The 26,864-nt window shown below is 72.7% G+C and carries 18 protein-coding genes; 8 read left to right on the top strand and 10 right to left on the bottom strand.

The genetic code is table 11. The features are described 5' to 3' along the window. Positions 1-66: 66 nt before the first annotated feature. Positions 67-1,176, bottom strand: a complete 1,110-nt coding sequence (gene prfB / locus ACFWP3_RS08020) for a peptide chain release factor 2 (protein WP_384217422.1) — start codon at positions 1,174-1,176, stop codon at positions 67-69. A 327-nt stretch (positions 1,177-1,503) separates the two neighbouring features. Between prfB and ACFWP3_RS08015 the strand changes: the two genes are divergently transcribed. Then, a complete protein-coding gene (locus tag ACFWP3_RS08015; RefSeq protein ID WP_384217420.1) occupies positions 1,504-2,517 on the top strand; it encodes an isopenicillin N synthase family dioxygenase in 1,014 nt (337 codons plus the stop codon). Positions 2,518-2,821: 304 nt separating this feature from the next. Here the strand turns inward: ACFWP3_RS08015 and ACFWP3_RS08010 are convergent, their stop codons facing one another. Next, a complete protein-coding gene (locus ACFWP3_RS08010; protein ID WP_384217418.1) occupies positions 2,822-4,093 on the bottom strand; it encodes a serine/threonine-protein kinase in 1,272 nt (423 codons plus the stop codon). Between the two features lie 159 nt (positions 4,094-4,252). Beyond that, a complete protein-coding gene (locus tag ACFWP3_RS08005; RefSeq protein WP_384217416.1) occupies positions 4,253-5,989 on the bottom strand; it encodes a protein kinase in 1,737 nt (578 codons plus the stop codon). Between the two features lie 414 nt (positions 5,990-6,403). Here ACFWP3_RS08005 and ACFWP3_RS08000 point away from each other — a divergent pair, with 414 nt between their 5' ends. The 5 genes from ACFWP3_RS08000 to ACFWP3_RS07980 all read left to right on the top strand — a co-directional run bounded on the left by ACFWP3_RS08000 (position 6,404) and on the right by ACFWP3_RS07980 (position 15,633). Then, complete coding sequence (locus ACFWP3_RS08000; protein WP_384217414.1) at positions 6,404-9,340, top strand: FHA domain-containing protein; 2,937 nt, start codon at positions 6,404-6,406, stop codon at positions 9,338-9,340. Positions 9,341-9,459: 119 nt separating this feature from the next. After that, complete coding sequence (locus ACFWP3_RS07995) at positions 9,460-10,821, top strand: ABC transporter substrate-binding protein (protein ID WP_384217412.1); 1,362 nt, start codon at positions 9,460-9,462, stop codon at positions 10,819-10,821. A gap of 4 nt (positions 10,822-10,825) precedes the next feature. Then, the gene (locus ACFWP3_RS07990) at positions 10,826-12,202 is read left to right on the top strand and encodes a carbohydrate ABC transporter permease (protein ID WP_384217410.1); all 1,377 of its coding nucleotides are present in this window, start codon (positions 10,826-10,828) and stop codon (positions 12,200-12,202) included. Further along, positions 12,199-13,215 (top strand): ABC transporter permease subunit, encoded by a 1,017-nt coding sequence (locus tag ACFWP3_RS07985; RefSeq protein ID WP_384217408.1) that lies wholly within the window; start codon positions 12,199-12,201, stop codon positions 13,213-13,215. Before ACFWP3_RS07990 ends, ACFWP3_RS07985 begins: the two co-directional genes overlap by 4 nt. A 165-nt stretch (positions 13,216-13,380) precedes the next feature. Further along, on the top strand, positions 13,381-15,633 hold the full coding sequence (locus ACFWP3_RS07980; RefSeq protein ID WP_384217406.1) for a CDP-glycerol glycerophosphotransferase family protein: 2,253 nt from the start codon (positions 13,381-13,383) through the stop codon (positions 15,631-15,633). A 6-nt stretch (positions 15,634-15,639) separates the two neighbouring features. Here the strand turns inward: ACFWP3_RS07980 and ACFWP3_RS07975 are convergent, their stop codons facing one another. The 4 genes from ACFWP3_RS07975 to ACFWP3_RS07960 all read right to left on the bottom strand — a co-directional run bounded on the left by ACFWP3_RS07975 (position 15,640) and on the right by ACFWP3_RS07960 (position 18,083). Further along, positions 15,640-16,092: a hypothetical protein gene (locus ACFWP3_RS07975; protein WP_384217404.1), complete on the bottom strand. Its 453-nt coding sequence runs from the start codon at positions 16,090-16,092 to the stop codon at positions 15,640-15,642. Between the two features lie 525 nt (positions 16,093-16,617). Next, positions 16,618-16,983, bottom strand: coding sequence for a toxin-antitoxin system YwqK family antitoxin (locus ACFWP3_RS07970; RefSeq protein WP_384217402.1), 366 nt, complete (start codon positions 16,981-16,983; stop codon positions 16,618-16,620). A 21-nt stretch (positions 16,984-17,004) separates the two neighbouring features. Further along, positions 17,005-17,340, bottom strand: a complete 336-nt coding sequence (locus ACFWP3_RS07965) for a hypothetical protein (RefSeq protein ID WP_384217399.1) — start codon at positions 17,338-17,340, stop codon at positions 17,005-17,007. Positions 17,341-17,447: 107 nt separating this feature from the next. After that, the gene (locus tag ACFWP3_RS07960) at positions 17,448-18,083 is read right to left on the bottom strand and encodes a TetR/AcrR family transcriptional regulator (RefSeq protein ID WP_384217397.1); all 636 of its coding nucleotides are present in this window, start codon (positions 18,081-18,083) and stop codon (positions 17,448-17,450) included. Positions 18,084-18,217: 134 nt separating this feature from the next. Here ACFWP3_RS07960 and ACFWP3_RS07955 point away from each other — a divergent pair, with 134 nt between their 5' ends. Beyond that, positions 18,218-19,126: an ABC transporter permease gene (locus ACFWP3_RS07955; RefSeq protein ID WP_384217394.1), complete on the top strand. Its 909-nt coding sequence runs from the start codon at positions 18,218-18,220 to the stop codon at positions 19,124-19,126. Continuing rightward, positions 19,119-19,940, top strand: coding sequence for an ABC transporter ATP-binding protein (locus ACFWP3_RS07950; RefSeq protein WP_384217392.1), 822 nt, complete (start codon positions 19,119-19,121; stop codon positions 19,938-19,940). Before ACFWP3_RS07955 ends, ACFWP3_RS07950 begins: the two co-directional genes overlap by 8 nt. A gap of 104 nt (positions 19,941-20,044) precedes the next feature. Here ACFWP3_RS07950 and ACFWP3_RS07945 read toward each other — a convergent pair whose 3' ends face one another. The 3 genes from ACFWP3_RS07945 to ACFWP3_RS07935 form a co-directional block, all read right to left on the bottom strand. After that, complete coding sequence (locus ACFWP3_RS07945) at positions 20,045-25,012, bottom strand: NAD-glutamate dehydrogenase (protein ID WP_384217389.1); 4,968 nt, start codon at positions 25,010-25,012, stop codon at positions 20,045-20,047. Between the two features lie 356 nt (positions 25,013-25,368). Continuing rightward, entirely contained in the window at positions 25,369-26,046 is a 678-nt protein-coding gene (locus ACFWP3_RS07940; RefSeq protein ID WP_384217387.1) for an HAD family hydrolase, read from the bottom strand. Beyond that, a complete protein-coding gene (locus tag ACFWP3_RS07935; protein WP_384217385.1) occupies positions 26,043-26,543 on the bottom strand; it encodes a DUF6912 family protein in 501 nt (166 codons plus the stop codon). The genes ACFWP3_RS07940 and ACFWP3_RS07935 overlap by 4 nt, the downstream gene beginning before the upstream one ends. Positions 26,544-26,864: the final 321 nt, after the last annotated feature.

The following is a 26,864-nucleotide window of genomic DNA, read 5'->3' as shown; positions in this document are numbered from 1 at the left end:
CATGACGGTTCATGGCGAAAGGGCCCGGACACCAGGTGTCCGGGCCCTTTCCGCATGCCGGGGGGGTTACGCGGTCTGCTCCTGCTGCTTGCGCCAGCGGATGCCGGCCTCGAGGAAGCCGTCGATCTCGCCGTCGAGCACCGCCTGCGGGTTGCCGACCTCGAACTCCGTCCGCAGGTCCTTGACCATCTGGTACGGGTGCAGGACGTAGGACCGCATCTGGTTGCCCCAGGAGCTGCCGCCGTCCTTGAGGGCGTCCATCTTGGCCTGTTCCTCCTGGCGGCGCCGCTCGAGCAGCTTGGCCTGGAGGACGTTCATGGCGCTGGCCTTGTTCTGGATCTGCGAGCGCTCGTTCTGGCAGGAGACCACGATGCCGGTCGGGATGTGCGTGATGCGCACGGCCGAGTCGGTCGTGTTGACGCCCTGGCCGCCGGGGCCGGAGGCGCGGTACACGTCGATGCGCAGCTCGCCCTCGTCGATCTCGACGTGGTCGCTGGACTCGACGACCGGCAGCACCTCGACGCCCGCGAAGGAGGTCTGGCGGCGGCCCTGGTTGTCGAAGGGCGAGATCCGCACGAGGCGGTGGGTGCCCTGCTCCACGGAGAGGGTGCCGTAGGCGTACGGGGCCTTGACGACGAAGGTGGTCGACTTGATGCCGGCCTCTTCCGCGTACGAGGTCTCGTAGACCTCGGTGGGGTAGCCGTGCCGCTCGGCCCAGCGCAGGTACATGCGCTGGAGGCGCTCGGCGAAGTCGGAGGCGTCGACGCCGCCGGCCTCGGCGCGGATGTTGACCAGGGCCTCGCGCTCGGCGTACTCGCCGGAGAGCAGGGTCCTGACCTCCATCTCGTCCAGGGCCTTGCGCACGGAGACCAGCTCCGCCTCGGCCTCGGCGAGGGTGTCCGCGTCGTCCATCTCCTGGGCGAGGTCGAACAGCACCGAGAGGTCGTCGATGCGCCCGCGCAGGGTCTCGGTCTTGCGGACCTCTGCCTGGAGGTGGGAAAGCTTGCTCGTGATCTTCTGAGCGGCCTCCGGGTCGTCCCACAGGGACGGCGCGGCGGCCTGCTCCTCGAGCACGGCGATATCTGCCCTCAGCTTGTCGAGGTCCAGGACGGCCTCGATCGACCCCATGGTCGAGGAGAGGGACTTCAGCTCTTCGGAAACATCGACGACTGCCACGGGTCCAGCGTAGCCGGTCCGCGGCCGGGGCCGTCCGGGCAGGCCGGATCACCCGTACTGATGACCGCTCGCACGGGCGTACGCTCACCGTATGACCGTTCCCTTCGTCACGCGCCTCGTGAAGCGCCGGCATGTCGACCACATGCGCGTCACGACGTCGAGCTGTCTGCCGCCGGACCATCCCCAAGCCTGATCCACACCGATCCGACTTGGTCCTGTACGCGGCCCAAGCGGTCCCGGCGCCATCCCTGCCGGCGGCCCTCCCCACCCGCGGCCCCCGCCACCCGAAGGGGAACAGGACCCCGTGACATCCGAAACGGAGCCGTCATGCCGTCCGCGCACCCGTCCCTTCCCGCCCTGCCCGTCCTAGACCTCTCCGAGGCGGACGACCCGGCCCGGCGGGCCGGGTTCCTGAAGAAGCTGCACGCAGCGGCCAGGGACACCGGGTTCCTGTACCTGACCGGGCACGGCGTCACCGACGCCGAGAGCACCCGCGTGCTGGAGCTGACCAGGGCCTTCTTCACCCTTCCGGAAGCCGACCGGCTGGCCGTGAGCAATCTGAACTCCCCGCACTTCCGCGGCTACACGCGGATCGGCCACGAGCTGACCGGCGGGGCCTCCGACTGGCGGGACCAGCTGGACGTGGGCGCGGAGCGGCCGGCGCCGGCGGTGGGGCCGCGGGACCCGGCGTACCTGTGGCTGGAGGGCCCGAACCAGTGGCCCGCGGCGCTGCCCGAGCTGCGGGGCGTGGTCCTGGACTGGCAGTCCCGGCTCGCGGGGGTCGCCCACCGGCTGCTGCGGGAGATCCTGGCGTCGATCGGCGCCCCGCCGGACTTCTTCGACGCGGCCTTCGCGGACCGGCCCCACCTGCACACGAAGCTGATCCGCTACCCGGGGTCGGACCCGACGGGCGCGGACCAGGGGGTCGGCGCGCACAAGGACTACGGCTTCCTGACGCTGCTCCTTCAGGACTCGGTGGGCGGCCTCCAGGTGGTCCGGGACGGCGGCTACGTCGACATCCCGCCGATGCCCGGCGCGTTCGTCGTCAACCTGGGCGAGCTGCTGGAGATCGCGACGGAGGGCTACCTGACGGCGACGGACCACCGGGTGGTCAGCCCGCCGGGTGCGGTGGAGCGGTATTCGGTGCCGTTCTTCTACAACCCGCGGCTGGACGCGGTGGTGGAGACGGTGCCGGGGGACTATCTCGCGGAGGCGCCGGGCATCGCGCACGACGCGTCGAATCCGCTGCACGCGGAGTACGGGCGCAACGAGCTGAAGGGCTGGGTCCGCGCCCACCCGGCGGTGGCCGCCCGCTGGCACCCAGAACTGGCCTCCCACTAGCCCACCCCTGTGCCCGCCCAGCCCCCGCGCCTCAAACGCCGACGGGGCTGGGCGAACCCTGGCCCGGCCCTCGGCCGCGGCTCCATGCCCTGGGGCTCCGCCCCAGACCCCGCGCCTCAAACGCCGGCGGGGCTGGATTTTGCTTCGGCGTGGCTGCATGGGACGGCACAACTCCGCGCCTCCCAAGGGACGCCCTCAACGCCGGGCGGTGGAGCCCCGAGGGCCGGGCAGCGGCCACATTCAGCCCCGCCGGCGTTTGAGGCGCGGGGTTTGGGGCGGAGCCCCAAGGCTTTGAGGCGCGGGGCTAGGGGGTGCGGGGGCCCGATTGTTTTGAGTCTTGGGGTGGGGGGGCGGGGTCGTCGCCCGAGGTGGCCAGCCATGTGCCCACCGCAGCCACCGCGGCCAGCGCGACGGCCGCCGCCGACAGGGCCAGGCGCCGCTTGCGGGCGGCCTCGGCACGGTGCCGGGCCGAGCCCGGTCGGTGGCCCCCGGCCGGTCGCGGCACCCGGGCCGTGCCCAGCGCGCCGCCCGCCAGCTCGTCCGGCCCCGGCACCCGCATCGAGGTGTGGGTGTCCCGGTTGGAGTCGGTCGCGGAGCCCGGCACCAGCGGGACCACGCCCCGCCGGCGGACCGGATCCGCGGAGGCCGCGGCCGAAGCCGCGGACGGGTCGTCCGAGGGGTTCGGCTCCGGCTCCGCGTCGTCCGGCTCGTCCACGTCCAGCGGCGGCATCCCGGCCAGCAGCGGCAGCAGGTCCCGCAGGCGTACGGAGAGCTCCGAGGCGCGCAGCCGCGAGGCCGGCGCCTTGGCCAGGCACTGCACGATCAGCTGCCACAGCTCGTCGGGGATCCCCGGGAGCGGGACCACGGTCTCCGTGACGTGCCGGCGCAGCACCGCCCCGGGATGGCCGCCGCCGAAGGGGGTGAATCCGGCCAGCAGCTCGTACAGGACCGTGGCCAGGGCGTATATGTCCACCGCCGCCCTCGGGGGCAGCCCCTCGACGATCTCCGGGGCCAGATAGTCCGGCGTCCCGATGATCCGCGTGGTCGGCGCCGAGGCCCGGCTCGCGGAGGCCCGCCGCGGGGTGTCGATCAGTTTGGCCACGCCGAAGTCGGTCAGCAGCGCCGGATGCGCTCCGCCCGGGCCGAGCGGGCCCTGCATGTCCAGCAGGACGTTCTCGGGCTTGACGTCGCGGTGGACGACCCCGGCCGCGTGCGCCGCGGCCAGCGCGTCCGCGACGTCCGCGACGATGGCCACGGCCGCCTCGGGGGCGAGCCTGCGCTCGCGGTCGAGGCGCGTGCGCAGGTCCGTACCGCGTACGAGGTCCATGACGAGGGCCAGGTCGTTGCCGTCGACGACGAGGTCGCGGACGGAGACGACGTGCGGATGCTCCAGGCCGAGGAGCGCGCTGCGCTCCTGGACGAACCGTCCGACCAGCTCCTGGTCGGAGGCGAGGTCCTCGCGCAGCAGTTTGACGGCGACGGGCCCGTCAGGCCCCTCGCCCAGCCACACCGTGCCCGCGCTGCCGCGCCCCAGGATCTGGTGCGCGGTGTACCGGCTGCCGATCTTCCGTGCCACGACTGCTCCCTCAGCGGCTGGCGTACGCACCAAAGCTACGCGGCCGGGTGGGTGTTGGAGGCCAGCAGGGGCCCGGATTCGCGGCGACCTTCACTTCTGCGGGCGAAATCACCCCGCAGAAGTCGACAAATCCACGAACTCGGCGCTACGGGGCCCGACTCAGGGCTGGGTCGAGCCCGTGCTGTCCCCGATGGAGCCCACCCAGTCGACGACGGTGGAGCCCATCGTCCACAGCTGGTCCCACCAGCCCCGGCCGGTGCCGACCCACTCCTGGAGCGGGGTGAGCTCCCAGACCAGCCAGCCCGCCACGACGAACAGCAGGATCATGACGAGGCAGCCCTTGAGGCAGCCGAGGCCGGGGATCCGCACCGGGTTGGCGCTGCGGCGGCGCGGCTCGCGCGGCTCGCGCGGGGCCTGCTGCCGGGGCGGCGGACCCTGCGGGGGCTGCTGCTGCGGGGGCTGCTGCGGCTGCCGGTACTGGGGCTGCTGCGGAGGCTGCGGCTGGTGGTACGGCTGCGGCTGGTGCTGCTGCGGCTGGTAGTGCTGCGGAGGCGGCGGGGGCGCGTACTGCTGCTGCGGAGGCCGCTGCTGAGGCTGCTGAGGCTGCCGGTACTGGGGCTGCTGCGGCTGCTGGTACTGCTGCTGCGGGGGCTGCTGCGGCCGGTGCTGCGGCGGCGGGGGCGCCTGCCGCTGGGGGCGGCGGCGCAGCGGGTCCTCGCTCGGGTCGAGGTACTGGACCTGCGTCTGCTCGTTGCGGTCGCGGACGGCGCGCATCTGCGATTCCCACGGATGCGGCTGGTCCGGCTGTTGTACGGGCGGCATCACCGAGGTCGGGTCCGCCCCGCCGGCCGCGCCGACCGGCGGCATGACGCTGGTCATCGCGTTGGGGTCGTACGCGCCCATGGGCGTGCCGGCGCCCGCGGGCAGCACCTGGGTCGGGTCGGCGGAGCCGAGCACGCCCGGGGTTTCGGGGACGGGCGCGGGCGAGGGGTCGGGCGCGAGCAGCGCGCCGACGCCGAGGGCGGCCTCGACCTCGGCCGCCGTGGAGTGCACGCCGATGCCGGCGGCGACCACGCGCAGTCCGCGGGCCAGGCTCTCGGCGCTGGGCCGCTCGTTCGGCTCCTTGCGCAGGCAGCGCTCGACGACGGTCCACAGCGGCTCGGGAACGGTCGCGGGGCGCTGCGGCTCCTCGCTGAGGTGGCGGTGGAGCACTTCGAGCGCGGTGCCGCCCGCGAAGGGCGGCCGGCCGGTGAGCAGCTCGTAGAGCAGGATCCCGGCGCCGTAGATGTCGACGGCGGAGGTCTGCGGGCGGCCCTCGGCGGACTCGGGGGCCACGTAGGCCGGGGTGCCGACGAACTCGTGGGTGCGGGTCAGGCCCGGGGAGTCCGCGAGGCGGGCGATGCCGAAGTCGGTGAGCATCGGCCGCATCTGTCCGCCGCGCTCGTCGACCAGCACGTTGGCCGGCTTCAGGTCGCGGTGGACCACGCCGTCGGCGTGGCTGGCGGCGAGCGCGTCGGCGATCTGCGCGGTCAGCAGGCTCGCGGCGACGGGGGTGAAGGGGCCGTTCTCGCGGAGGTACTTGTGCAGGTCCGGGCCGTCGATCAGGTCCATGACCAGGGCCAGCAGATCGCCCTCGACCACCAGGTCGCGGGTGCGCACGATGTTGGGGTGCGTCAGGCGCAGCAGGACGGAGCGCTCCCGCAGGAAGCGCATGACGATGTCCGCGTCCTGGGCCAGCTCCTCCTTGAGGACCTTGATGGCCACGGTCTCGCCGGGCTGCCCGGCCACGGCCGCCTCGGCACCCGCGGTCTCACGCTGGCGGGCACGCCAGACGGTGCCCGTGGCGCCGCGCCCGAGCGGCTCCTCGAGCAGGTACTTGCTGCCGACTGGCCGCACGTCTCGCGCTCCCCTGCTGTCGTCTTCTGTCGTCCGGATTTTCCGACCCACTCTAGGGGGTGTCCCCATGAAGGACGCCGGGTGCCGGAGGTTGGTTGCCGCACATATGTACGAAGAGTGATGTTTGAGGGGTATGCCGGTGGCGATTTTCCCCTGCTCCGCGTCCGATCCGACCGAGGTCGGTGCCGTGCCGTGATCGATCAAGATCAATTGTCGGCGGGTGCCGGGCGTGTTGTCCGTGACAGGTGCGAGGATGCACCCGTACGGAACGGCACGGGCGGGAGCCGCGCCTTCCGGCAGACCTGACCGGACGACGCGTCCGTGCCGGGCGGGGGGCGGTCGGGCAGCGGTGCGCCGGCGTTCCCCTGCCGGGCGCACACACCGCGCACCGCGCAGAAGGGACCGCTGACGGCGATGCAGATCCGGTTGACCGTCCTTGGGTCGCGCAGCGGCCACCAGCCCTCGACCGCCCCCGTGAGCTGTGACGTACTCGTCACCGCGCCCGTGGGCACCGCGCTGGCCGCGGTCGCCTCCGGGCTCGCGGCGACCGTCGGCGGACCCGACACCGGAGGCACGGTCGTCCTCTACGCCGGAGCCGAGCGGCTCGACCTCCAGCGGCGGATCCTGGGCGAACCCCCGCTGGTGGACGGGGCGGTGGTGGCCCTGCACGGCCCGGTCCCGGACGTGCTGCCCGAGGAGAGCCTCGGCGCGCCCCAGCTGCACGTGGTGTCCGGGCCCGACGCGGGCGGCGTGCACCTGCTGCACAGCGGGCAGATCAAGGTGGGCCGCTCCGCCGACGCCGACGTCCCGCTGGACGACCCCGACGTGTCCCGGCTGCACTGCACGGTGACCGTGCTGCGGGACGGGCGGGCGGCGGTGGCCGACCTGGACTCGACGAACGGCACCACGCTGGACGGCGCCCCCGTGGGACCGCAGGCGGTGGCCCTGCCGCCGGGCGCGCTGCTGCGGGTCGGCGAGTCCACGCTGCGGCTGGCCGCCGCGGCCGCCGCCCCGCTGCCGGTGACCCCGGACCTGGAGGGCCACCTCGCCCTCGGCGGCCGCGGCCCGGCGGCCCCCGCCGTGGCCGGCCCGCCCGCTCCCCGTCCCGGCCTGCCCGGCACGCAGTGGACCGGCACCCCCGGCTCGGCACCGGACCCGTACGCCGGGGACCCCTCCGCCGGGCAGCCCGAGCCCGGCCCCGCCGTGTCCGGCGCTCCGGAGGAACCGGCCGCCGGCCGCCGCAAGGGCCTCGGCGCCTGGGCCCGCAAGTGGGTGCGGGGCGAGGAGGCCCCCCAGGCCCCGGCCGGGCCCGCGGCCGTGGCCACCGCCGCCGCCGCACCCGACGCCGACGACCCGGCCGCGCTGCTGCTGGCCGCACTGGGCCCCACCGAGCGGCTGTGGTCCCGTACGCCGGGGCACCCCGCGGTACTGGAGGTGGGGCTCGGCGCGGGCAGCCGGGTGTCGCTGCGCGCGGTCGGAGCCCTCGGCATCGCCGGCCCGCGCGCCCGGCTGACGGGCCTGGCCCGCTGGGTGATCGCGCAGCTGGCGGCCCTGCACGCCCCGGCGCAGCTGGAGATCGTGCTGGTTTCCACCGACCGGGCGCGGGCCCTGCCCGAACGGCGCCGCGACTGGGGCTGGCTGGGCTGGCTGCCCCACGTACGGCCCGCGCACGGCCAGGACTGCCGGCTGCTCCTCGCGTACGACCGCGACCAGGCGGCGGCCCGCGCCGGCGAGCTGACCCGGCGCCTCGACGAGGGCCCGCTCGGTACGCACTGGGCCGCCGCCGACCCCGAGCGGGTGCGGCAGGCCGCCGAGGCCTACGAGGGCCCGTACACGCTGCTCGTACTGGACGGCGATCCCGGCGCCGGCGCCCTGCGCGACATCACCGGGCGGCTCGCCTCGCACGGCCCGGCCGCCGGGATCCACGTCCTGGCGCTGGCCGAGGCCCCGCCCGCCACGCCCGCCTCCCCCATCGCCGAGACCTACGAGACCGCCTGCGCGAGCGCCCCGGCCTTCCGGGACTGCGGAGCGGTCGCCCTGCTCAGCGGGGACGTGGCCACGACCGTACGGACCTTCGCGGTCCGCGCCGGCCGGCCGGCCCCGAGCGGCGAGACGGCCACCGCCGACGCCGTGTCCGCGGCCTGGGCGGAGCGTTTCGCCCGGGCGCTGGCGCCGCTGCGCCCCGAGGGCGCGGGCACCGCCGAGCCGTACCGGCCGGCCGCCGCCACCCTGCCCGCGACGGCCCGGCTGCTCGACGAGCTGGGCCTGGCACGGGCCACCCCGGCCTCCCTGATGGCCCGTTGGGCCGCCGCGACCGAGCAGGGGCAGGGGGTGGGCGGGCTGGTCGAGCTGGTGCTGGGCAGCGGGCGGCGCGGCCCCGTCGGCACCGAGCTGGTCCACGACGGCCCGCACCTGCTGATCGAGGGGCCGGCCGGCAGCGGGCGGACCGAGCTGCTGCGGTCGGTGGCCGCCTCGCTGTCGGCGGGCGCCCGGCCCGACCGGCTCGGGCTGGTCCTGCTGGACGGGGCGGGCGGCGAGCGCGGCGACGGGCTGGCGCCCTGCACCGACCTCCCGCACGTGTCGGCCCACCTGGTGGCCTCGGATCCGCTGCGGATGCGGGAGTTCGCGCAGGCGCTGGGCGCGGAGCTCAAGCGCCGCGACGAACTGCTGGACGGGGCGCCGTTCGCCGAGTGGCACGCGAGGCGCGAGGTCTCCGACCGGATGGTCGCGCCCCGCCGGCCCACGGAGGGCGAGCTGCGCGGCGACCTCGACCCGCAGCGCACGGGCACGCTGCGGCTGCGCTCGTCGCTGTCCGCGGCCCGTACCGACCCGGCCGGGCCCAGTCCGCTGCCCCGTCTGGTGGTGCTGGTTGACGACTTCGACGCGCTGGTCGCGCCGGGGCTCGGCAGCACCGGCCGCCCCGCCGCCGGCTCCGTGGTCCGGGCACTGGAGGCGGTGGCCCGCGAGGGCGCCCGGCTCGGGGTGCACCTGGTGGCCACCAGCGCCCGCCCGGACCGTACGGCCGACACCGTGCTGGCCCGGCTGTCGACCCTGCGCGTGGAGCTCGACGCCCCCGACCAGCCGGGCCCCGGCCGCGGCCTGCTCCGATGTCCGGACGGCCGGACGGTGCCCTTCCAGGCGGGCCGGGTCACCGGCCGGATCCCCCGGACGGCGACCCAGCGGCCGACGGTGGTGCCGGTGGAGTGGGAGCGGATGGGCGACCCGCCGGCCCGCCGCCCGGTGCGCGAGCTGGGCAACGGGCCGACCGACCTCGCACTGCTGGCCAGTGCCCTGGACCGGGCCTCGCACCTGGTCTCGGCGATACCCGTGCTGTTCCCGCCCGCTCCCTAGGGCCGCTCCCCCGGACCGGGACGGCCGGGGTCCGCCCTGGCGAGGCGGTATTGCGGGGGCGCGCGGGTCGGCGTAGACCTTGTGGTCCAGGACACATCACGGGCATCGGGGGCAGAGCCATGCGCAGGCACGGAACGAGCCGTACGACACTCAGCTGGGCGGCACTGGCCGCGGCGGGCGCGCTCACGCTCGGCGCGTGCGGCGGGGGCGACGGCGGGCGGGACCAGCCGGCCCCGGGCGGTGCGGAGCAGTCCCCCAGCGTGGCGTTACCCCAGCTGAACGGCGAGAAGCTGGAGGTCGCGGCCGTCTGGACGGGGCCGGAGCAGGAGAACTTCACCAAGGTCCTGAAGGAGTTCGAGAAGCGGACGGGGGCCTCGGTCACCTTCGTCCCGGCCCAGGACCCGATCGTCACCTTCCTCGGCTCGAAGATCGCGGGCGGGGCCCCGCCGGACGTGGCGCTGCTCCCGCAGGTCGGGGCGCTGGTCTCGGCGGTGCAGAACAAGTGGGCGCAGCCGGTGGGCCCGGAGGCCCAGGCGCAGCTCGACAAGAACTACTCGGCGGGCTGGAAGACGCTCGGGGCCGTCGGCGGCACCCAGTACGGCGTCTACTACAAGGCCGCGAACAAGTCGCTGATCTGGTACAACGCGAAGGCCTTCGAGGCGGCGGGCGTCAAACCCCCGGCGACCTGGAAGGAGTTGCTGACCGTGGCCGACACCCTGTCCGCCTCGGGCACCCCGGCGGTCTCCGTGGCCGGCGCGGACGGCTGGACGCTCACCGACTGGTTCGAGAACGTCTACCTGTCGCAGGCCGGCCCGGAGAAGTACGACCAGCTGGCCAAGCACCAGATCAAGTGGACGGACGACAGCGTCAAGCAGGCGCTGACCACGCTGGGCGAGCTGTTCGGGCGCAAGGACTTCCTGGCGGGCGGGCCGAGCGGGGCCCTGGCCACCGAGTTCCCGAAGTCGGTGACCCAGACCTTCACCGGCGGCGACCGGCCGGCGGCCGCGATGGTCTACGAGGGCGACTTCGTGGCGGTGAACATCGCGCAGACCGAGGCGAAGGTGGGCACGGACGCGCTCGTCTTCCCCTTCCCGGCCGTCGGCGCCAAGGCTCCGGTGGTCTCGGGCGGTGACGTGGCGGTGGCGCTGAAGCCGTCGAAGGGCGCGCAGGCGCTGCTGACCTTCCTCGCCTCGGCGGACGCGGCCGCGATCCAGGCCCGCGAGGGCGGTTTCATCTCCCCGAACAAGGCGGTCGACACTGCCGCCTACCCCAACGACATCCAGCGCAACATCGCCAAGGCGCTGATCGCGGCGGGCGACGACTTCCGCTTCGACATGTCGGACCAGGCTCCGGCGGCCTTCGGCGGGACCCCGGGCGCGGGCGAGTGGAAGGCCCTCCAGGACTTCCTGGCGAACCCGTCGGACGTGGCGGGCACCCAGGCGAAACTGGAGGCGGACGCGGCCAAGGCCTACGGGAACTGATCCCGTGACGGCCAAGGCCACCGACCCGGCCGGCTCGCCGGGCTCCTCGTCGGCCGGCTCGCCGGGCGCCCCGGCGGGCCGGACCGCCCGCTCGGCGGAGGCCAGGCGCCGCCGCCTGATCGCGGCGGCGTTCCTCCTGCCGGCCCTCGTGCTGCTCGGCGCGCTCGTCGTGCACCCGATCGGCTACTCCGTCTACCGCAGCTTCTTCGACCGCCCGGGCACCGGGTTCGTGGGCGGCGACAACTACCGGGAGATCCTGAGCGATCCGACCATCCGCACCTCCCTGAAGAACACGGCGCTGTGGGTGGTGCTCGCGCCGACCACCGCCACCGCCCTCGGCCTGATCTTCGCGGTGCTCACCGAACGGGTCCGCTGGGGAACGGCGTTCAAGCTGCTGGTGTTCATGCCGATGGCGATCTCGATGCTGGCGGCGGGCATCATCTTCCGCCTCGTCTACGACCACGACCCCGACCGGGGCGTCGCCAACGCGGTCTGGGTCGGGGTCCACGACACCTTCGCGGAGTCCTCGGCCTTCCCCAAGGCCCGGCCGGGCCGGGACTCCCCGTTGACGGACGCCGGCGGGGGCGCCTTCGTGACCCGCGATCCGGTCCGCGCGGGCACTCCGGTGCTGCTGCCGCTGGTCGGGGTGGCTCCGGAGGCCCTGCCGGAGGGGACCCGTACGGCGCGGACGGCGGCCGCCGAGCCCGGGAAGGTCACCGGGACGGCCTGGCAGGACTTCACCCGCGGCGGGGGCGGCGCCACGAACACGGTCGACCCGGCCGAGCAGGCCTTCGCCGGGATGCGGATCGAGGCGGTCAAGGACGGCCGGGTCGTGGACACGGCGACGGCCCGCGCCGACGGCACCTTCACCCTGTCCGCGAAGGCCGACGGGGCGCAGCTGCGCCTGCCGGCGGCGAACTTCCGCGAGGCGTACGCGGGGGTCCAGTGGCTGGGCCCGGCGCTCGTGACCCCGGCGGTGATCGGGGCGTACGTGTGGATGTGGGCCGGTTTCGCGATGGTGCTGATCGGGGCCGGGCTGGCCTCCGTACCGCGGGAGCTGCTGGAGGCGGCCCGGGTGGACGGGGCGAACGAGTGGCAGGTGTTCCGCCGGATCACCGTCCCGCTGCTGGGCCCCGTACTGGCGGTGGTGCTGGTCACCCTCGTCATCAACGTGATGAAGATCTTCGACCTGGTCTTCGTGATCGCGCCGGGGGCGGTGCAGGACGACGCGAACGTGCTCGCGCTCCAGCTGTACCGGACCTCCTTCGGCACGGACGCCGATCCGGGCCTGGGCAGCGCCATCGCCGTGCTGCTGCTGGTGCTGGTGGTCCCGGTGATGCTGGTGAACATCCGTCGGCTGCGGAAGGAGGGGTCCCGATGAGCCGTTCCGACGCGACGCCGGACCCGGCGGCCCCGTCCGCCGGGGTCCCGGCCGCCCAGGGCTCGGCCGCCCAGGGCCCGTCGACCCGGGGCTCGTCGACCCGGGCCTCGTCGAACCAGGCCTCGTCGACCCGGGTCCCGCCCGCGAGGGTCGCGCCCGCCAAGGTCTCGTACGCCCAGGCCGTCTCCGCCAGGCTCGCCGCGGGCGCTGTGCGCGTGTTCCTGGTGGCGGCCGCGCTGTTCTGGCTGCTTCCCACGTTCGGCCTGCTGCTGTCCTCCTTCCTGTCCCCGGGCGACCTCAACAAGGGCGGCTGGTGGCAGGCGCTGACCGCGCCCGCGCGCCTGACGGCCGGCAACTACGAGCGGCTGCTGGCGAACGAGACGATCACCGCCTCGCTGCTGAACACCGTGGCGATCGCGGTCCCGGCCACCCTGCTCGTCCTTGTCCTGGGCGCCTTCGCCGGATACGCCTTCGCCTGGCTGGAGTTCCCAGGCCGGGACTGGCTGTTCCTGGTCGTCGTCGGGCTGCTGGTCGTCCCGGTGCAGGTGGCGCTGATCCCGGTGTCCGAACTCTTCGGCTCCATCGGGCTGTTCGAGACCACCGCGGGCGTGGTGCTCTTCCACACCGCCTTCGGGCTGCCGTTCGCGGTGTTCCTGCTGCGGAACTTCTTCGCGGAGATCCCGCGCGAGCTGCTGGAGGCGGCCCGCCTGGACGGCGCGGGCGAACTGCGGCTGTTCGCCCGGGTGGTGCTGCCGCTGGGCGGTCCGGCCATCGCCTCGCTCGGCATCTTCCAGTTCCTGTGGGTGTGGAACGACATGCTGGTCGCGCTCGTCTTCGCGGACTCGGCCAACCCGCCGGTGACGGTGGCACTCCAGCAGCAGGTACGGCAGTTCGGGAACAACATCGACGTGCTGGCGCCCGGCGCGTTCCTGTCGATGGTGATCCCGCTGATCGTCTTCTTCGCCTTCCAGCGGCAGTTCGTCTCGGGGGTGATGGCCGGCGCGATCAAGTAGCGGCGCACGGCGGCCCGGCGGCACCGCCCCGACGTGCGGTGTTGACGCTGCGTAACCCGAATGCCACACGCAGCGTAACCCGAACACCACACGCGGGGTTGCTCGGGGATACCACCCAGCGGTAGCTGGGGGAGCAACATGCCCGCGCCGACCCCTGGATGTGCCGTGCCCCGGTTCAGCGTCATCGTGCCCGCGTACAAGGTCCAGGCGTACCTCCAGGAGAGTCTGGACTCGGTCCTGACGCAGTCGTACCCGGATCTGGAACTGATCGCGGTCGACGACGCCTCCCCGGACGCCTGCGGCTCGATCATCGACGAGTACGCGGCGCGGGACCCGCGGGTGACGGCCGTGCACCTGGCGCACAACCTCGGGCTGGGCCCGGCCCGCAACGCGGGCCTGGCCCGGGCCACCGGCGACTACCTGGTCTTCCTCGACGGCGACGACACCCTGGCCCCCGGCGCGCTCCAGGCCATCACCGACCGGCTGAAGGCCACCGGCTCCCCCGACGTCCTGGTCTACGACTACGCGCGCACCTTCTGGACCGGCGAGGTCGTGCGCAACCGCCTCTCGCACCGGCTGTCCGAGGAGGGCCCGGCCAGCTTCCGGCTCGCCGACCGGCCGGCCCTGCTCGGCATGCTGATGGTGGTGTGGAACAAGGCGTACCGGCGCGAGTACGTGGAGCGCGAGGGCTTCGCCTTCCCGCCCGGCTTCTACGAGGACACGCCCTGGACCTACCCGGCGCTGCTGGCCGCGGAGTCCGTCGCCGTCCTGGACCGGGTCTGCGTCCACTACCGCCAGCGCCGCACCGGCTCGATCCTGACCACCTCCAGCCGCCGCCACCTCGACATCTTCGACCAGTACGACCGGGTCTTCGGCTACCTCGCCGGCCGCCCCGAGCTGGAGCGCTGGCGGCCCGCCGTGCACCGGCGGATGGCCGAGCACTTCTGCGCCCTGTACGCCGACCCGCGCCGCCTCCCGCGCACCAGCCGGGCCGAGTTCTTCAGCCGGGCCTCCGCCCTGCTGCGCCGCTACCGGGCCCCGGGCGCGCGGGCGCTGTCCCTGTCGCGGACCGACCGGATCCGGCACCTGCTGATGCGGCTGGGCACCCGGCGCACGTACCGGCTGCTGTCGGCCCTGCGGTCGTGCGCGCTGGCGGCGGGCCGCGGCGCCTCGGCCCTGTGGCGGGGTCTGCGCGAGAGCGCCCTGCGCCTCCACTACCGCACCCAGCGCCTGCTCCCGCTGCGCCCGGAGCTCGCGGTCTTCTCCGCGTACTGGCACGGCGGCTACGCCTGCAACCCGGCGGCGATCGAGGCGAAGCTGCGGGAGCTGGCGCCCGCCATGCGCACGGCCTGGATCTGCGACCCGCGGCACGCCGCGACCCTGCCCCGGGAGACGGCCCCGCTGCGCCCGGGCTCGGCGGCGTACTGGTCGGCCCTGGCCAGGGCCACATACCTGGTGACGAACGTCAACTGTGAGCGGGCCCTGGTCAAACGGCCGGGCCAGATCGTGGTCCAGACCCAGCACGGCACGCCCCTCAAGCGGGTCGGGCTCGACCTCCAGGACCGGCCGGCGGCCACCCCGACGCCGGACTTCGCGGGGCTGCTGCGCGGCGCCGACCAGTGGGACTACCTGCTCTCGGCGAACCGGCACTCCACCCTGGTGTGGGAGCGGGCCGTCCCCTCCGCGTACACCACCCTCGAGTACGGCTACCCGCGCAACGACGTCTTCCACCGGGCCACCCGGGCCGACGTCCTCGAACTGCGCGAACGCCTCGGCATCCCGGCGGGCTCCACGGCGATCCTGTACGCGCCGACCCACCGCGACTACCGGCGCAGCCGGCCGGAGCACCTGGACTTCGAGCGGGTCCTACGCGACCTGGGCCCGCGCTTCACGATCCTGGCCCGCACCCACCTCACGTACGCGGACGCGCACTCACCGGCGCAGGCCCACCCCCGCCTGCTGGACGTCTCCGCGCACCCCTCGGTGGAGGAGCTCTGCCTGGCCTCCGACGCGCTGGTCACGGACTACTCGTCCCTGATGTTCGACTACGCGGCGCTGGACCGCCCGATCGTGATCCACGCGGACGACTGGGAGGCGTACGAGGCGGCCCGCGGCACCTACTTCGACCTGCGCACGAGCCCGCCGGGCGCGATCGCCCGCACCGAGGACGAACTGGTCGACATCTTCGCGACGGGCCACTGGCAGGGCTCCCGCTCGGCCCAGCTCCGCGCGGCGTTCCGCACCCGCTTCTGCCAGTACGACGACGGCCACGCGGCGGAGCGCGTGGTACGCCGCATCTTCCTGGGCCAGCCCACCCCGATCCCGGCGATCACCCCCCTCCCGGACCGCCACCCCACCCCCGCGGCCCCCACCCCGACCCCGACCCCGGAACCGACCTTGGCCCACGTCTGGCCGTAGGCGTCGCTATCCGTCGTCACGCGTCGTCAGGCGCAGGGTGAGTTCCGCGCTGGCCAGCATCCTGGTGATTTCGATCGGCAGACTGGAGAATTCCTTCTGCACGACATCGGCGGGATCGATCCGCCGGGTCCGGCCGTCCCGCCCGGTCGCCTCGATGACGTACCGGTACCCGCGGGGCGCACTGGGGTCGTCGGCGACGCCGCCCCATTGCGCGCCGTGCTTCTGAATGAGGTAGTCGGCAACGTAGGACATCAAATCGCTGTGCAGCGTGATCCAGTCCGACTGCTCGAACTCCCCCAACGGGGCACGCGAGACGTAGTCCTGAAGAGCCGGAATGAGACTCATGGGGTCGTGGACATAAGTTTCGGGAGCCACACCGAGCATGTCGGCCACGTCAACGACGTTACGGCGCCCCTCCTCGATCCAGCCCTGGAGATCCGCTTCACTTGCCTTGGCCACGCCTTGAGCCTTTCAATGAACTCTACTTTTTCGGGGCAGGCCCGTACTCAATGCTCCCCGATGCCTCCACACCATATGTGCGCCCGTTCACCTCGTAGCGGTCGGAGGCCTGAACGTACGTCGCTTTACCCTTGGCTATGTCTGAAATGTCCTGAGCAATGTTTTCCTGGTGGCCTCGCAGGATGACACTGTTGCTCGGTTTGATCTCACCACTGGCCCCGACTCGCCGGTACGTACCGCACGTCGCCGATCAGCGAGCGTCGGTAGCCGATGTGCCCCAAGCCCGGGGAATGGGTGAACAGAACAACATGTCGTCCCGCTTGCCCGCCTCCGAGATGGTGAGGCGGAACGTCGGCTCGCCGATCGCCAACCGGTGCGAGGCCAGGACCGCACGGGCCGCCACCAGATCGCGGAGGCACCGGACAAGCAGGACGCCCTCGCTGAAGTCGCCCCACGTCCGTCGGGCGACTGGCGGGCTGGCGATCACGGCGTTACCTCCGGCATGAACTTACCGTCCCGGCGAGACTACTCGCGATGCCAGTCGCGAACGAGGCGACCTTCCTCGTCCCAAACAGATTCCTCGCGGAGCCCGTAGAGATCGCTATCGAAGATCCGCCGAGACTTCAGAACGCCACTGGGGTGCCATTCCCTAAACTCACCCAAGGCAACTCCATTGCGGACGGTCCCCTCAAGCTTCAGGGTGCCGTCCGGGTACCACGCCTGCGACAAACCATCCCGAATGCCATTGACGTAGACGTCGAGGCAGACCATTTGACCGTCCTGGTATTCAGCAGCCTCACCGGTGAACAACTCGTCGCGGTAGAGCAGGCGCTGAGACGCATCCATGTCGACATCGGGATCGTCGACATCGATACGATGGGATGAAGCCATTATGGAATCCAGTTCGAATCATCAGCGGGGTAGGTGCGATCCGCCGCCCGTGGATGGCGTGTTTGCGTGCCCACCCGCGGATAGGGTTTCCGGGCGGCCGCCGCTCGTACCCGGGGTGTGGGTGTCCGAGCTATTGCGCGGCATGTTATCCGGAGCATGCCCGCCGGGGGTGGTGTCCGGGCGGGGGCCGGGGAGGTCGTCGGCTGCGCGGAACGGGTCGGAGAGGTGGACATCCGAGGTCTTCGTCGCGACCGCCGCACCACCCGACGAGATCAGCTTGACCTTCTCGTCCAGCGTCGGCAGATGGCCCGTGAAGACCGGTATCTCGGCCGGATCGACCGGCGCGTCCCCACTCACTTACTGCCCCCGGTTATCCGACCACCTACTCCCACTCATCCCTATCAAGATCACCATCGCGGTTGCAATCCACATTCAGGCATCTCTGGCTCCGGGATGACGTCCGCTCAGGCCGGCCCCGGGCCCGCCTTCAGGCCTGCCACCACCTGGTGGGCCAGGGTGTCCAGGTGGGTGCGGGTGACCGCGTCGCGGACCACTACCTGGCGCCAGTAGAGGGGGCCGATCAGCAGGTCGAGGGCGTGGTCCGGGCTGATGCCCTCGGGGAGTTCGCCGCGGGCGACCGCGTCCGCGACGATGCCCTGCGCCATGCGGTGCTGGCCTTCGAGCAGGGCTCCGCGGACCGCTTCGGCGATCTCCGGGTTGCGGGCCGCCTCGACCAGCAGGTCGGGGATCACGGCCGAGGCCACCGGGTGCCGCAGTACGTGTGACATGACCTCCAGCAGGGCCCGTACGTCGCCGTACAGCGAGCCCGTCGCCGGCACCGGCAGGCCGTCCGCCGCGAAGGCGCCGACCAGGTCCAGGACCAGGTGCAGCTTGGACTTCCAGCGCCGGTAGACCGCGGTCTTCCCCACGCCGGCCCGCCGCGCGATGCCCTCGATGGACATGCGGGAGAAGCCGACCGCGGCCAGTTCCTCCACCACCGCCTCCCGGATCGCCTCGGTCACGTCCTCGCGCAGGACGGCGGCCCCGGCGGGGGCGCGGCGGGCGGGGGCGGCGACGGTGTCGGCAGGATCCGTGGTCATGCACAGAGCATAGCCGCGCCCGCGTCACGACGATACGGTTGCGTTCCGTCGCGCCACGCCCTAACCTCGCCGTAGCGACGATACGGACCCGTCCCATCGTCGGCGACGCCCTGACCCCGGCGAAAGCGACCCCCGTGACCACCGCTACCGCACCCCCGACCGCCCCCGCGACCCCGGCGACCCCCGCGGAGCTGGCGGCCGCCCACGGCCTGACCCTCAGCGGCGCCCGCCCCTCCCTCCCCCGCTACGTCGCGGAGCTCTGGGGCCGGCGGCACTTCGTGACGGCGTACGCCACCGCCCGCATGCAGGCCACGTACAGCACGGAGAAGCTCGGCCAGGTCTGGCACCTGGTCACCCCGCTGCTCAACGCGGCGGTCTACTACTTCATCTTCGGCATCGTCATGCACGCCAGCCACGGCGTGCCGAACTACGTGCCGTTCCTGATCACCGGCGTCTTCGTCTGGGACTTCATCGGCAGCTCCATCAACGCGGGCACCCGGTCCGTCCACAGCAACCTCGGCCTCGTGCGCGCCCTGCACTTCCCCCGCGCGAGCCTGCCCATCTCCACCGTCATCCAGCTCTTCCAGCAGCTGCTCGTCACCATGGGCGCCCTGGTGATCCTGCTGCTCGCCTTCGGCCAGACCCCGAGCCCCTCCTGGCTGCTGGCCGTCCCGACGCTGCTGCTGATGGCCGTCTTCGCGGCCGGCTGCGCCATGGTCATGGCCCGCATCGGCAGCAAGAGCCCCGACGTCAGCCAGCTGATGCCCTTCGTACTGCGCACCTGGATGTACTCGTCGGGCGTCATGTGGTCGATCGACCAGATGCTCAAGACCGACCACCTGCCGCACTGGGTGCTGCTGATGCTCAAGCTCAACCCGGCGGCCGTCTACATCGACCTGATGCGCTTCTCCCTGATCGACACCTTCACCGCGCACTCGCTCCCGCACCACGTCTGGCCGGTCGCCATCGGCTGGGCCCTGCTCGCCGGCGTCGGCGGGTTCGTCTACTTCTGGAAGGCAGAGGAGGAGTACGGCCGTGGCTGACACCGCAACGAAGACCCCCCGGACCCCGGCCCGGACCCCCGCCCGGACCCCCGAGACCCGCGTCCCCACCGTGATCGCGGACGAGGTCCACGTCGTCTACAAGGTCAACGGCGGCGGCCGCAAGGGCGGCGCCACCGCAGCCCTGAGCCGGCTCTTCTCCCGCAAGCCCGCCCCCGGCATCCGCGAGGTGCACGCCGTCAGGGGCGTCAGCTTCACCGCGTACAAGGGCGAGGCCATCGGCCTCATCGGCTCCAACGGCTCGGGCAAGTCCACCCTGCTCAAGGCCATCGCCGGGCTCCAGCCGGTGGCCCGGGGCGCGGTCTACTCGCACGGCCAGCCCTCGCTGCTGGGCGTGAACGCCGCGCTGATGAACGACCTGACCGGCGAGCGCAACGTCGTGCTCGGCGGCCTCGCGATGGGCATGACACGCGAACAGGTCAAGGCGCGCTACCAGGACATCGTCGACTTCTCCGGGATCAACGAGAAGGGCGACTTCATCTCCCTCCCCATGCGCACGTACTCCTCCGGCATGGGCGCCCGGCTCCGGTTCTCCATCGCCGCCGCCAAGGACCACGACGTCCTGATGATCGACGAGGCCCTGGCCACCGGCGACGCCGCCTTCCAGCGGCGCAGCCAGGACCGCATCGAGGAGCTGCGCGAACGCGCCGGCACCGTGTTCCTCGTCAGCCACGGCATCAACACGGTCCGCGAGACCTGCGACCGCGCGATCTGGCTGGAATCGGGCGTCCTGCGCATGGACGGCCCCGCCGACGAGGTCTGCGCCGCGTACGAGGCCTTCACGTCGGGCCGCTGACCGGCCCGGGGGCGGAGCCCCCCGCAACGGCGCAGCACGGGCACACGAACGGGCCGGGCCCGGGACCGACAAGGTCCCGGGCCCGGCCCGTCCGGCAAGCCGGCCTAGCTGTGCGCGCGCAGCAGCGAGCGCATCGTCCGCATCGCCACCGACAGGTTCGCCAGGTCGAAGTCGTCCGATCCCTGGATCTCGTCCAGGGTCGTCCGGGCACGGCCGATGATCGCCGCGTTCTTCTCCTCCCAGGCCTTGAAGCGCTCCTCGGGGGTCGAGCTGCCGTTGCCCACCGAGAGCACGTCGGCGGTCAGGGCCGCGTGCGCCGCGAACAGGTCCTCGCGGATGGAGGCGCGGGCCATCGACTGCCAGCGGTCGGCCCGCGGGAGCTCGATGATGCGGTCCATCAGCTGGGTGATGTCCAGGCGGTCGGCGAGGTCGTAGTACACCTCGGCGACGTCCAGCGGAGCCGTCCCGGTGCGGTCCGCGATCGCGACGACGTCCAGCGTCGGGAAGGCGGAGGAGAAGCCGGCCACCTTGGCCGCCAGTTCCTCCGGCACGCCCTCGCCGATCAGCTCGTCCATGATCGACTGGTACCACTCGAGGTCGGCGCCGCGCACCAGCTTCGGCAGCTCGGCCCAGACGTGCCCGACGCGCTCGGAGAAGAACTCGATCGTCTCGGTGATCTGGAGCGGCTGCGGCCGGTTGTTCAGCAGCCAGCGCGTACCGCGCTCGACCAGGCGCCGCGAGTGCAGCCGGATCCTGGTCTGGACACTGGCCGCGACCTTGTTGTCGAGGGCCTCGACCGCGTCCCACACCTCGGCCAGGCCGAAGATCTCGCGGGCCGCGAGCTGCGCCCGGACGATCTCCTCCGTGGAGGCCCCGGTCTCCTCGCGCAGGCGGTGCAGGAAGGTCGAACCACCGGTGTTGACGGTGTCGTTGACCAGTAGCGTGGTCGTGATCTCCCGGCGCAGCGCGTGCCCGTCGACCTGCTCGGGGAACTTCTCGCGCAGGGCGGCCGGGAAGTACGCGAAGAGCAGGCGGCGCAGGTACGGGTCATCCGGCAGCACGGTGTGGATCAGCTCGTCCGCCACCGTGATCTTGGTGTAGGCGAAGAGGACGGCCAGCTCCGGCTGGGTCAGGCCGCGGCCGTTGGTGAGCAGTTCGCGGATCTGCCGGTCGGTGGGCAGGAACTCCAGCTCGCGGTTGAGCAGCCCCTCGCGCTCCAGCCGGCGCATGAAGCGCTGCTGCGCGTGGAGCAGGCTGGGGGCCTGCGCCGCGCCGTTGGCTAGCGCCGTGTTCTGCGCGTAGTTGTTGCGCAGCACCAGCGAGCCGACCTCGTCGGTCATCTCGGCGAGCAGCTTGTTGCGCTGCTTGACGGTCATGTCGCCGTCCGCGACGACCGCGTTGAGCAGGATCTTGATGTTCACCTCGTGGTCGGAGGTGTCCACGCCGGCGCTGTTGTCGATGGCGTCGGTGTTGACCTTGCCGCCCTCGCCGCCCGCGCCGGTACGGGCGAACTCGATGCGGCCGAGCTGGGTCAGGCCCAGGTTGCCGCCCTCGCCGATGACCTTGGCCCGTACGTCGGATCCGTTGACGCGGATGGCGTCGTTGGCCTTGTCGCCGACGTCCGCGTGCGTCTCGGAGGTGGCCTTGACGTACGTGCCGATGCCGCCGTTCCACACCAGGTCCACGGGGGACTTGAGGATCGCCTGCATCAGCTCGGCCGGGGTCATCTTGGTGACGCCGGCCTCGATGCCGAGGGCCGCGCGGACCTGCGCGGTGACCGGGACGGCCTTCGCCGAACGCGGGTGGATGCCGCCGCCCGCCGAGAGCAGCGAGGTGTCGTAGTCCGCCCACGAGGAGCGCGGCAGGTCGAACAGGCGCCGGCGCTCGGCGTACGAGGTGGCCGCGTCCGGGGTCGGGTCGAGGAAGATGTGCCGGTGGTCGAACGCGGCCACCAGCCGGATGTGCTCGGAGAGCAGCATGCCGTTGCCGAACACGTCGCCGGACATGTCGCCGACGCCGACGACCGTGAAGTTCTCGGTCTGGGTGTCGTGGCCGAGCTCGCGGAAGTGCCGCTTGACGGACTCCCAGGCGCCGCGGGCCGTGATGCCCATGCCCTTGTGGTCGTAGCCGGCCGAACCGCCGGAGGCGAAGGCGTCGCCGAGCCAGAAGTTGTAGCTCTCGGCGACCCCGTTGGCGATGTCGGAGAACGTCGCGGTGCCCTTGTCGGCGGCGACGACGAGGTAGGTGTCGTCCTCGTCGTGGCGCACCACGTCCTGCGGGGGCACGACCTCGCCCGCGACCAGGTTGTCGGTGATGTCGAGCAGCGCCGAGATGAAGGTGCGGTAGCAGGCGATGCCCTCGGCGAGCCAGGCGTCGCGGTCCACGGAGGGGTCCGGGAGCTGCTTGGCGACGAAGCCGCCCTTGGCGCCGACCGGCACGATCACCGTGTTCTTGACCATCTGCGCCTTGACCAGGCCGAGGATCTCCGTACGGAAGTCCTCACGCCGGTCGGACCAGCGCAGACCGCCTCGCGCGACCTTGCCGAAGCGCAGGTGCACGCCCTCGACGCGCGGCGAGTACACCCAGATCTCGTACGCCGGGCGGGGCGCCGGCAGGTCGGGGATGGCCTGCGGGTCGAACTTCATGGACACGTAGTCGTGCCACTCGAAGCCCCGCGCCTCCTGGAAGAAGTTGGTGCGCAGGGTGGCCTTGATGAGGGTGAGGAAGGCCCGCAGGATCCGGTCCTCGTCGAGCGAGGCGACCTGGTCCAGGGCCCCGTCCAGCTCCTCCAGCATGGCGTCCACGAGCTCGCTGCCGGCGGCCTGGCGGCTGGGCGACAGCCGCGCCTCGAAGAGGGAGACCAGCAGGCGGGTGGTGTGGACGTTGTTGCGGAGGGTGTCCTCCATGTAGTCCTGGCTGAAGGTGGAGCCGGCCTGGCGCAGGTACTTGGCGTACGCGCGCAGGACGACGGCCTGCCGCCAGTTCAGCCCGGCGCTCAGCACCAGGGTGTTGAAGTTGTCGTTCTCCGCCTCGCCCGTCCAGACGGCCGCGAAGGCCTCCTGGAAGCGCTCGCGGGCGTCGTCGCCGAGGTAGGCGTCGCCGTTGGCGCCGACGGCGGGCATCCGCAGGCCGAAGTCGTAGATCCAGGCGCTGACCCGGTCGGAGCGCCGCAGCTCGTACGGGCGCTCGTCGGTGACCTCGACGCCCAGGCGCTGGAGCACGGGCAGGACCGCGGACAGCGAGACCTGCTCACCGGTGCGGTAGATCTTGAACCGGCGCTCACCGGGGCCCGCGCCGACGGGCTCGTACAGCGACAGCGCGAACGGGCGGTCGCCGGCGGAGAGCCGCTCCAGGTGGCAGAGGTCGGCGACGGCGGCCCGCGGCGAGTGGTCGGCCTTGTAGCCCTCGGGGAAGGAGGTGCCGTAGCGGCGCAGCAGTTCGGCGGCGCGCTCCTCGCCGAGCTCGGCGACCAGGGCCTCGGAGAAGCCGTCGGCCCAGGAGCGGGCGGCGTCGACGAGGCGGCCCTCGATGCGCTCGACGTCGGTGTCGGTGAGGACCGGCAGTTCCTTGCCCTGCGGGACGCGGACGACGAAGTGGATGCGGGAGAGGATCGACTCGGTGTTCCAGGCGGTGAAGTCGACGCTGATGCCGTCGAGCTCCTCCTTGAGGATGTCCATGAGCCGCAGCCGGACGCCGGTGGTGAAGCGGTCGCGCGGCAGGTAGACGAGCGCGGAGTAGTAGCGCCCGTACTCGTCCTGGCGCAGGTACAGCCGCAGCCGGCGGCGCTCCTGCAGGTACAGCACGGAGGTGACGATCTCGCGGAGCTTGTCGACCGGGGTCTGGAACAGCTCGTCGCGCGGGTAGGTCTCCAGGATCTGCAGCAGGTCGCGGCCGTCGTGGCTGCTCGGCGCGAAGCCGGCGCCGTCGAGGACCTCGGTGACCTTGCGGCGGATGACCGGGACGCGGCGCACGGACTCGGTGTACGCGGCGGAGGAGAACAGGCCGAGGAAGCGGCGCTCGCCGACCACGTTGCCCTCGGCGTCGAACTTCTTGACGCCGACGTAGTCGAGGTACGAGGGGCGGTGCACGGTGGAGCGGCTGTTGGCCTTGGTCAGCACCAGCAGGCGGTGCTCGCGGGCCTTGGCGCGGGCGTCGGCGGGCAGCCGGTTGAAGGACGGCGAGACCGGGTGGCCGTCGTCCTTGCCGCTGTGGTGCGGGTCGGAGCGCAGGATGCCGAGGCCGGTGCCGGGGACGGCGGCGAGGGCGTCGCCGTCGACCAGGTTGTACTCGCGGTAGCCGAGGAAGGTGAAGTGGTCGTCGGAGAGCCAGCGCAGCAGCTCGCGGGCCTCTTCGAGCTCGTACTCGCGCAGGTCCGGGGCGGTGGGCTCGTCGGGCAGGCCGTCGGCGATGCGCAGCGCCGCGTCGCGCATCTTCTCCCAGTCCTCGACGGACTCGCGTACGTCGGACAGGACGCGCAGCAGGTCGCCGGTGATCTGCTTCAGGTCGGCGCGGTCGGTCTCGCGGTCGATCTCGACGTGGATCCAGGACTCGACGAGGGAGTCGTGGGGGCGCGCGGTCCTGGGGCCGTGCGCGTCGCAGTCGGGACCGAGGATCTCGATCAGCTTGCCGGTGACGTCACGGCGGACGACGACCTGGGGGTGGATGACGACGTGGATGCCGCGGCCCTGGCGGGACAGCTCGTTGGTGACGGAGTCCACGAGGAAGGGCATGTCGTCGGTGACCACCTCGACGACGGAGTGGCTGGAGGTCCAGCCGTTCTCCTCCACGGTCGGCGTGTTCACGCGCACGTTCGCGGTGCCCTGCGGCCGCTTCTCCGCGAGCCGGTAGTGCGAGAGCGCCGCCCCGAACACGTCGACCGGGTCCCGGTCCAGGAGGTCCTCTGGGGCGGTGTGCAGGTAGTAGCGCTGGAGGTAGGCGAGCACTGTGTCCCGGTCGGGACGCTCCCCCTGCTCGGACCCAGTCGGAAGTAGCCCCCCGGCCGGGCTGTTCTCAGCTACCCGGGCCGCCCGCGCGAGCAGCTCGGCCTTTGCTTCGTCCAGCTTGGTCTGCATGTCCTCTGGCTCCTGTCGCGCGCCATTGCGTGACGTAGGTGAAGGAAGTGGCATTGCACCGAAAAACGGGGTGCCCGTTCGGGATCGGCGCTGCGCCGTGGAGAGAGCCGACCGGGAGGGAACAAGCCATAGGCGCCACGTCCCGGCGGCGGAAACCAGCGAGGGCCCGGGCACGGTGGTGCCTCGGGCGCAGGCCGGAGGCTTCGGTGCCCCCGATGACTATCGCGCTGATCACGGGTACCAGGCTATCTCCACCCACCCCACACACGTCATGGATGTGTACAAAACTTGAGGTTGAACTTTGACGTTCTGGACAGCGACGCGAGGGAGGCGCCGGCGCGACGGCGCGACGGTCGTTATCCGGCCAGTTCCCGAGCTGTGCGGACGGCCTCGGCCAGGGAGTCGACCACGGGCACACCGGCCGATTCCAGACTGCTTCGGCTGTGCGAACCACCCGTGTAGAGGACCGCGCGGGCTCCGACGTGGGCCGCGGCGAGCGCGTCGTCCACGGCGTCTCCGATGAGGACCGTACGCGCGGCCGTCACGCCCGTCCCGTCGAGGGCGGCCATGTGCCGTACGAGATGTCCCGCCTTGCTGGTGTGGGAGGGGCCGGTCCGTCCGTCGACGCGCAGGAAGTGCCGGTCGATGCCGTGCAGGCGGACCAGCGGCACGAGCTTCTCGTGGGGCGCGAGGGAGAGCAGGGACTGCGTGAGCCCCTCGCCCTGCCAGTCGCGGAGCAGCTCGCGGGCGCCCTCGGCGAGGGCGGCGCCCTCGGCGGCGGCCCAGTAGTGCCGGTGGAAGGTGTCGTCCATGAGCAGCCACTCGTCCTCGGTGGGCAGCCGGCCCATGAGGCGCTCGTAGAACTTGGGCACCGGTACGACGTACAGGTCGCGGTAGGTCTCGAGGGTGATCGGCGCGAAGCCGAGCTCGGCGAAGGAGGCGTTCGTCGCGGCCATGACGGCGTCGATGTCGTGCAGGAGGGTGCCGTTCCAGTCCCACACGATGTGGGTCGGGGACGGGATCAGGAACGTCATTTCAGCAGCCCCGGGATCTCCTGCACCCCGAACCACAGCAGTTCGTGGTCCTCGGCGACGTCGACGGTGAACTGCGCGTCGCCGTCCCCGCCGTCGGCGGCCTCCACGGCCCGCGCGGCGGCGGTCACGTCCTCCTCGGCGTCATCGGCGTCCACGTGCACGGCGGCGGCCACGGAGAGCCGCACGGCGTCGGCGAGGGAGACCTGGCCGAGGGTGGCCTCGTCCACGCCGGGGGTGGCGGTGGCGGCCTTGTCTGCGACGTCCACGGCGACGACGACCCGGCGGGCCGGAGCGGCCGGATCGGCGGCGATCAGCCGCAGGGAGGCGGCCGCGGCCCGGCTCAGGGCCGCGTACTCCAGCTCCTCGATGTCGTCCGACACGTACCACTCGCGCAGCCCGGGCGTGACGGCGTACGCACGCAGCGGACCGGGACCCAGCTCACCCGCCTTGTGCGCCTCGGCGAGCCCGGGGAGGGTCAGGGGGACGTACACGCGCATGGCCGGCTGCTTTCGGTAGTCGGAAACGCCCCCAGGATACGACCGCTCCCCAACCCCCCGTCAGCCCACCAACCCCCCAAAGCCCCCCTCCACCCCACGGCAACCACCCCCGGGGCGGGGCCCCCTCAGCCACACGCCGCTGCACGCCCCGGGGGCCGAGGGGCGGGGGCCGGGGGCCGAGGGCCGGGGGCCGGGGGCCGGGGGCCGGGGGGCCGAGGGGCCGAGGGCCGAGGGGCCGAGGGGCCGAGGGGCCGAGGGGCCGAGGGGCCGAGGGGCCGAGGGGCCGAGGGGCCGAGGGGCCGAGGGGCCGAGGGGCCGAGG

Origin of the sequence: Streptomyces sp. NPDC058525, from assembly GCF_042719495.1 — a bacterium.
In the GTDB taxonomy this organism is placed as follows: domain Bacteria; phylum Actinomycetota; class Actinomycetes; order Streptomycetales; family Streptomycetaceae; genus Streptomyces.
Note: the sequence above shows the minus strand (reverse complement) of the source record. Positions and strands in the feature narration are given on the sequence as shown.

Bases quoted from the DNA above. Each gene is read 5' to 3' on its own strand.
- ACFWP3_RS08015 (WP_384217420.1), top strand. From the start codon at position 1,504: ATGCCGTCCGCGCACCCGTCCCTTCCCGCCCTGCCCGTCCTAGACCTC.
- ACFWP3_RS08000 (WP_384217414.1), top strand. From the start codon at position 6,404: ATGCAGATCCGGTTGACCGTCCTTGGGTCGCGCAGCGGCCACCAGCCC.
- ACFWP3_RS07995 (WP_384217412.1), top strand. From the start codon at position 9,460: ATGCGCAGGCACGGAACGAGCCGTACGACACTCAGCTGGGCGGCACTG.
- ACFWP3_RS07985 (WP_384217408.1), top strand. From the start codon at position 12,199: ATGAGCCGTTCCGACGCGACGCCGGACCCGGCGGCCCCGTCCGCCGGG.
- ACFWP3_RS07970 (WP_384217402.1), bottom strand. From the start codon at position 16,983: ATGGCTTCATCCCATCGTATCGATGTCGACGATCCCGATGTCGACATG.
- ACFWP3_RS07960 (WP_384217397.1), bottom strand. From the start codon at position 18,083: ATGACCACGGATCCTGCCGACACCGTCGCCGCCCCCGCCCGCCGCGCC.
- ACFWP3_RS07945 (WP_384217389.1), bottom strand. From the start codon at position 25,012: ATGCAGACCAAGCTGGACGAAGCAAAGGCCGAGCTGCTCGCGCGGGCG.
- ACFWP3_RS07940 (WP_384217387.1), bottom strand. From the start codon at position 26,046: ATGACGTTCCTGATCCCGTCCCCGACCCACATCGTGTGGGACTGGAAC.
- ACFWP3_RS07935 (WP_384217385.1), bottom strand. From the start codon at position 26,543: ATGCGCGTGTACGTCCCCCTGACCCTCCCCGGGCTCGCCGAGGCGCAC.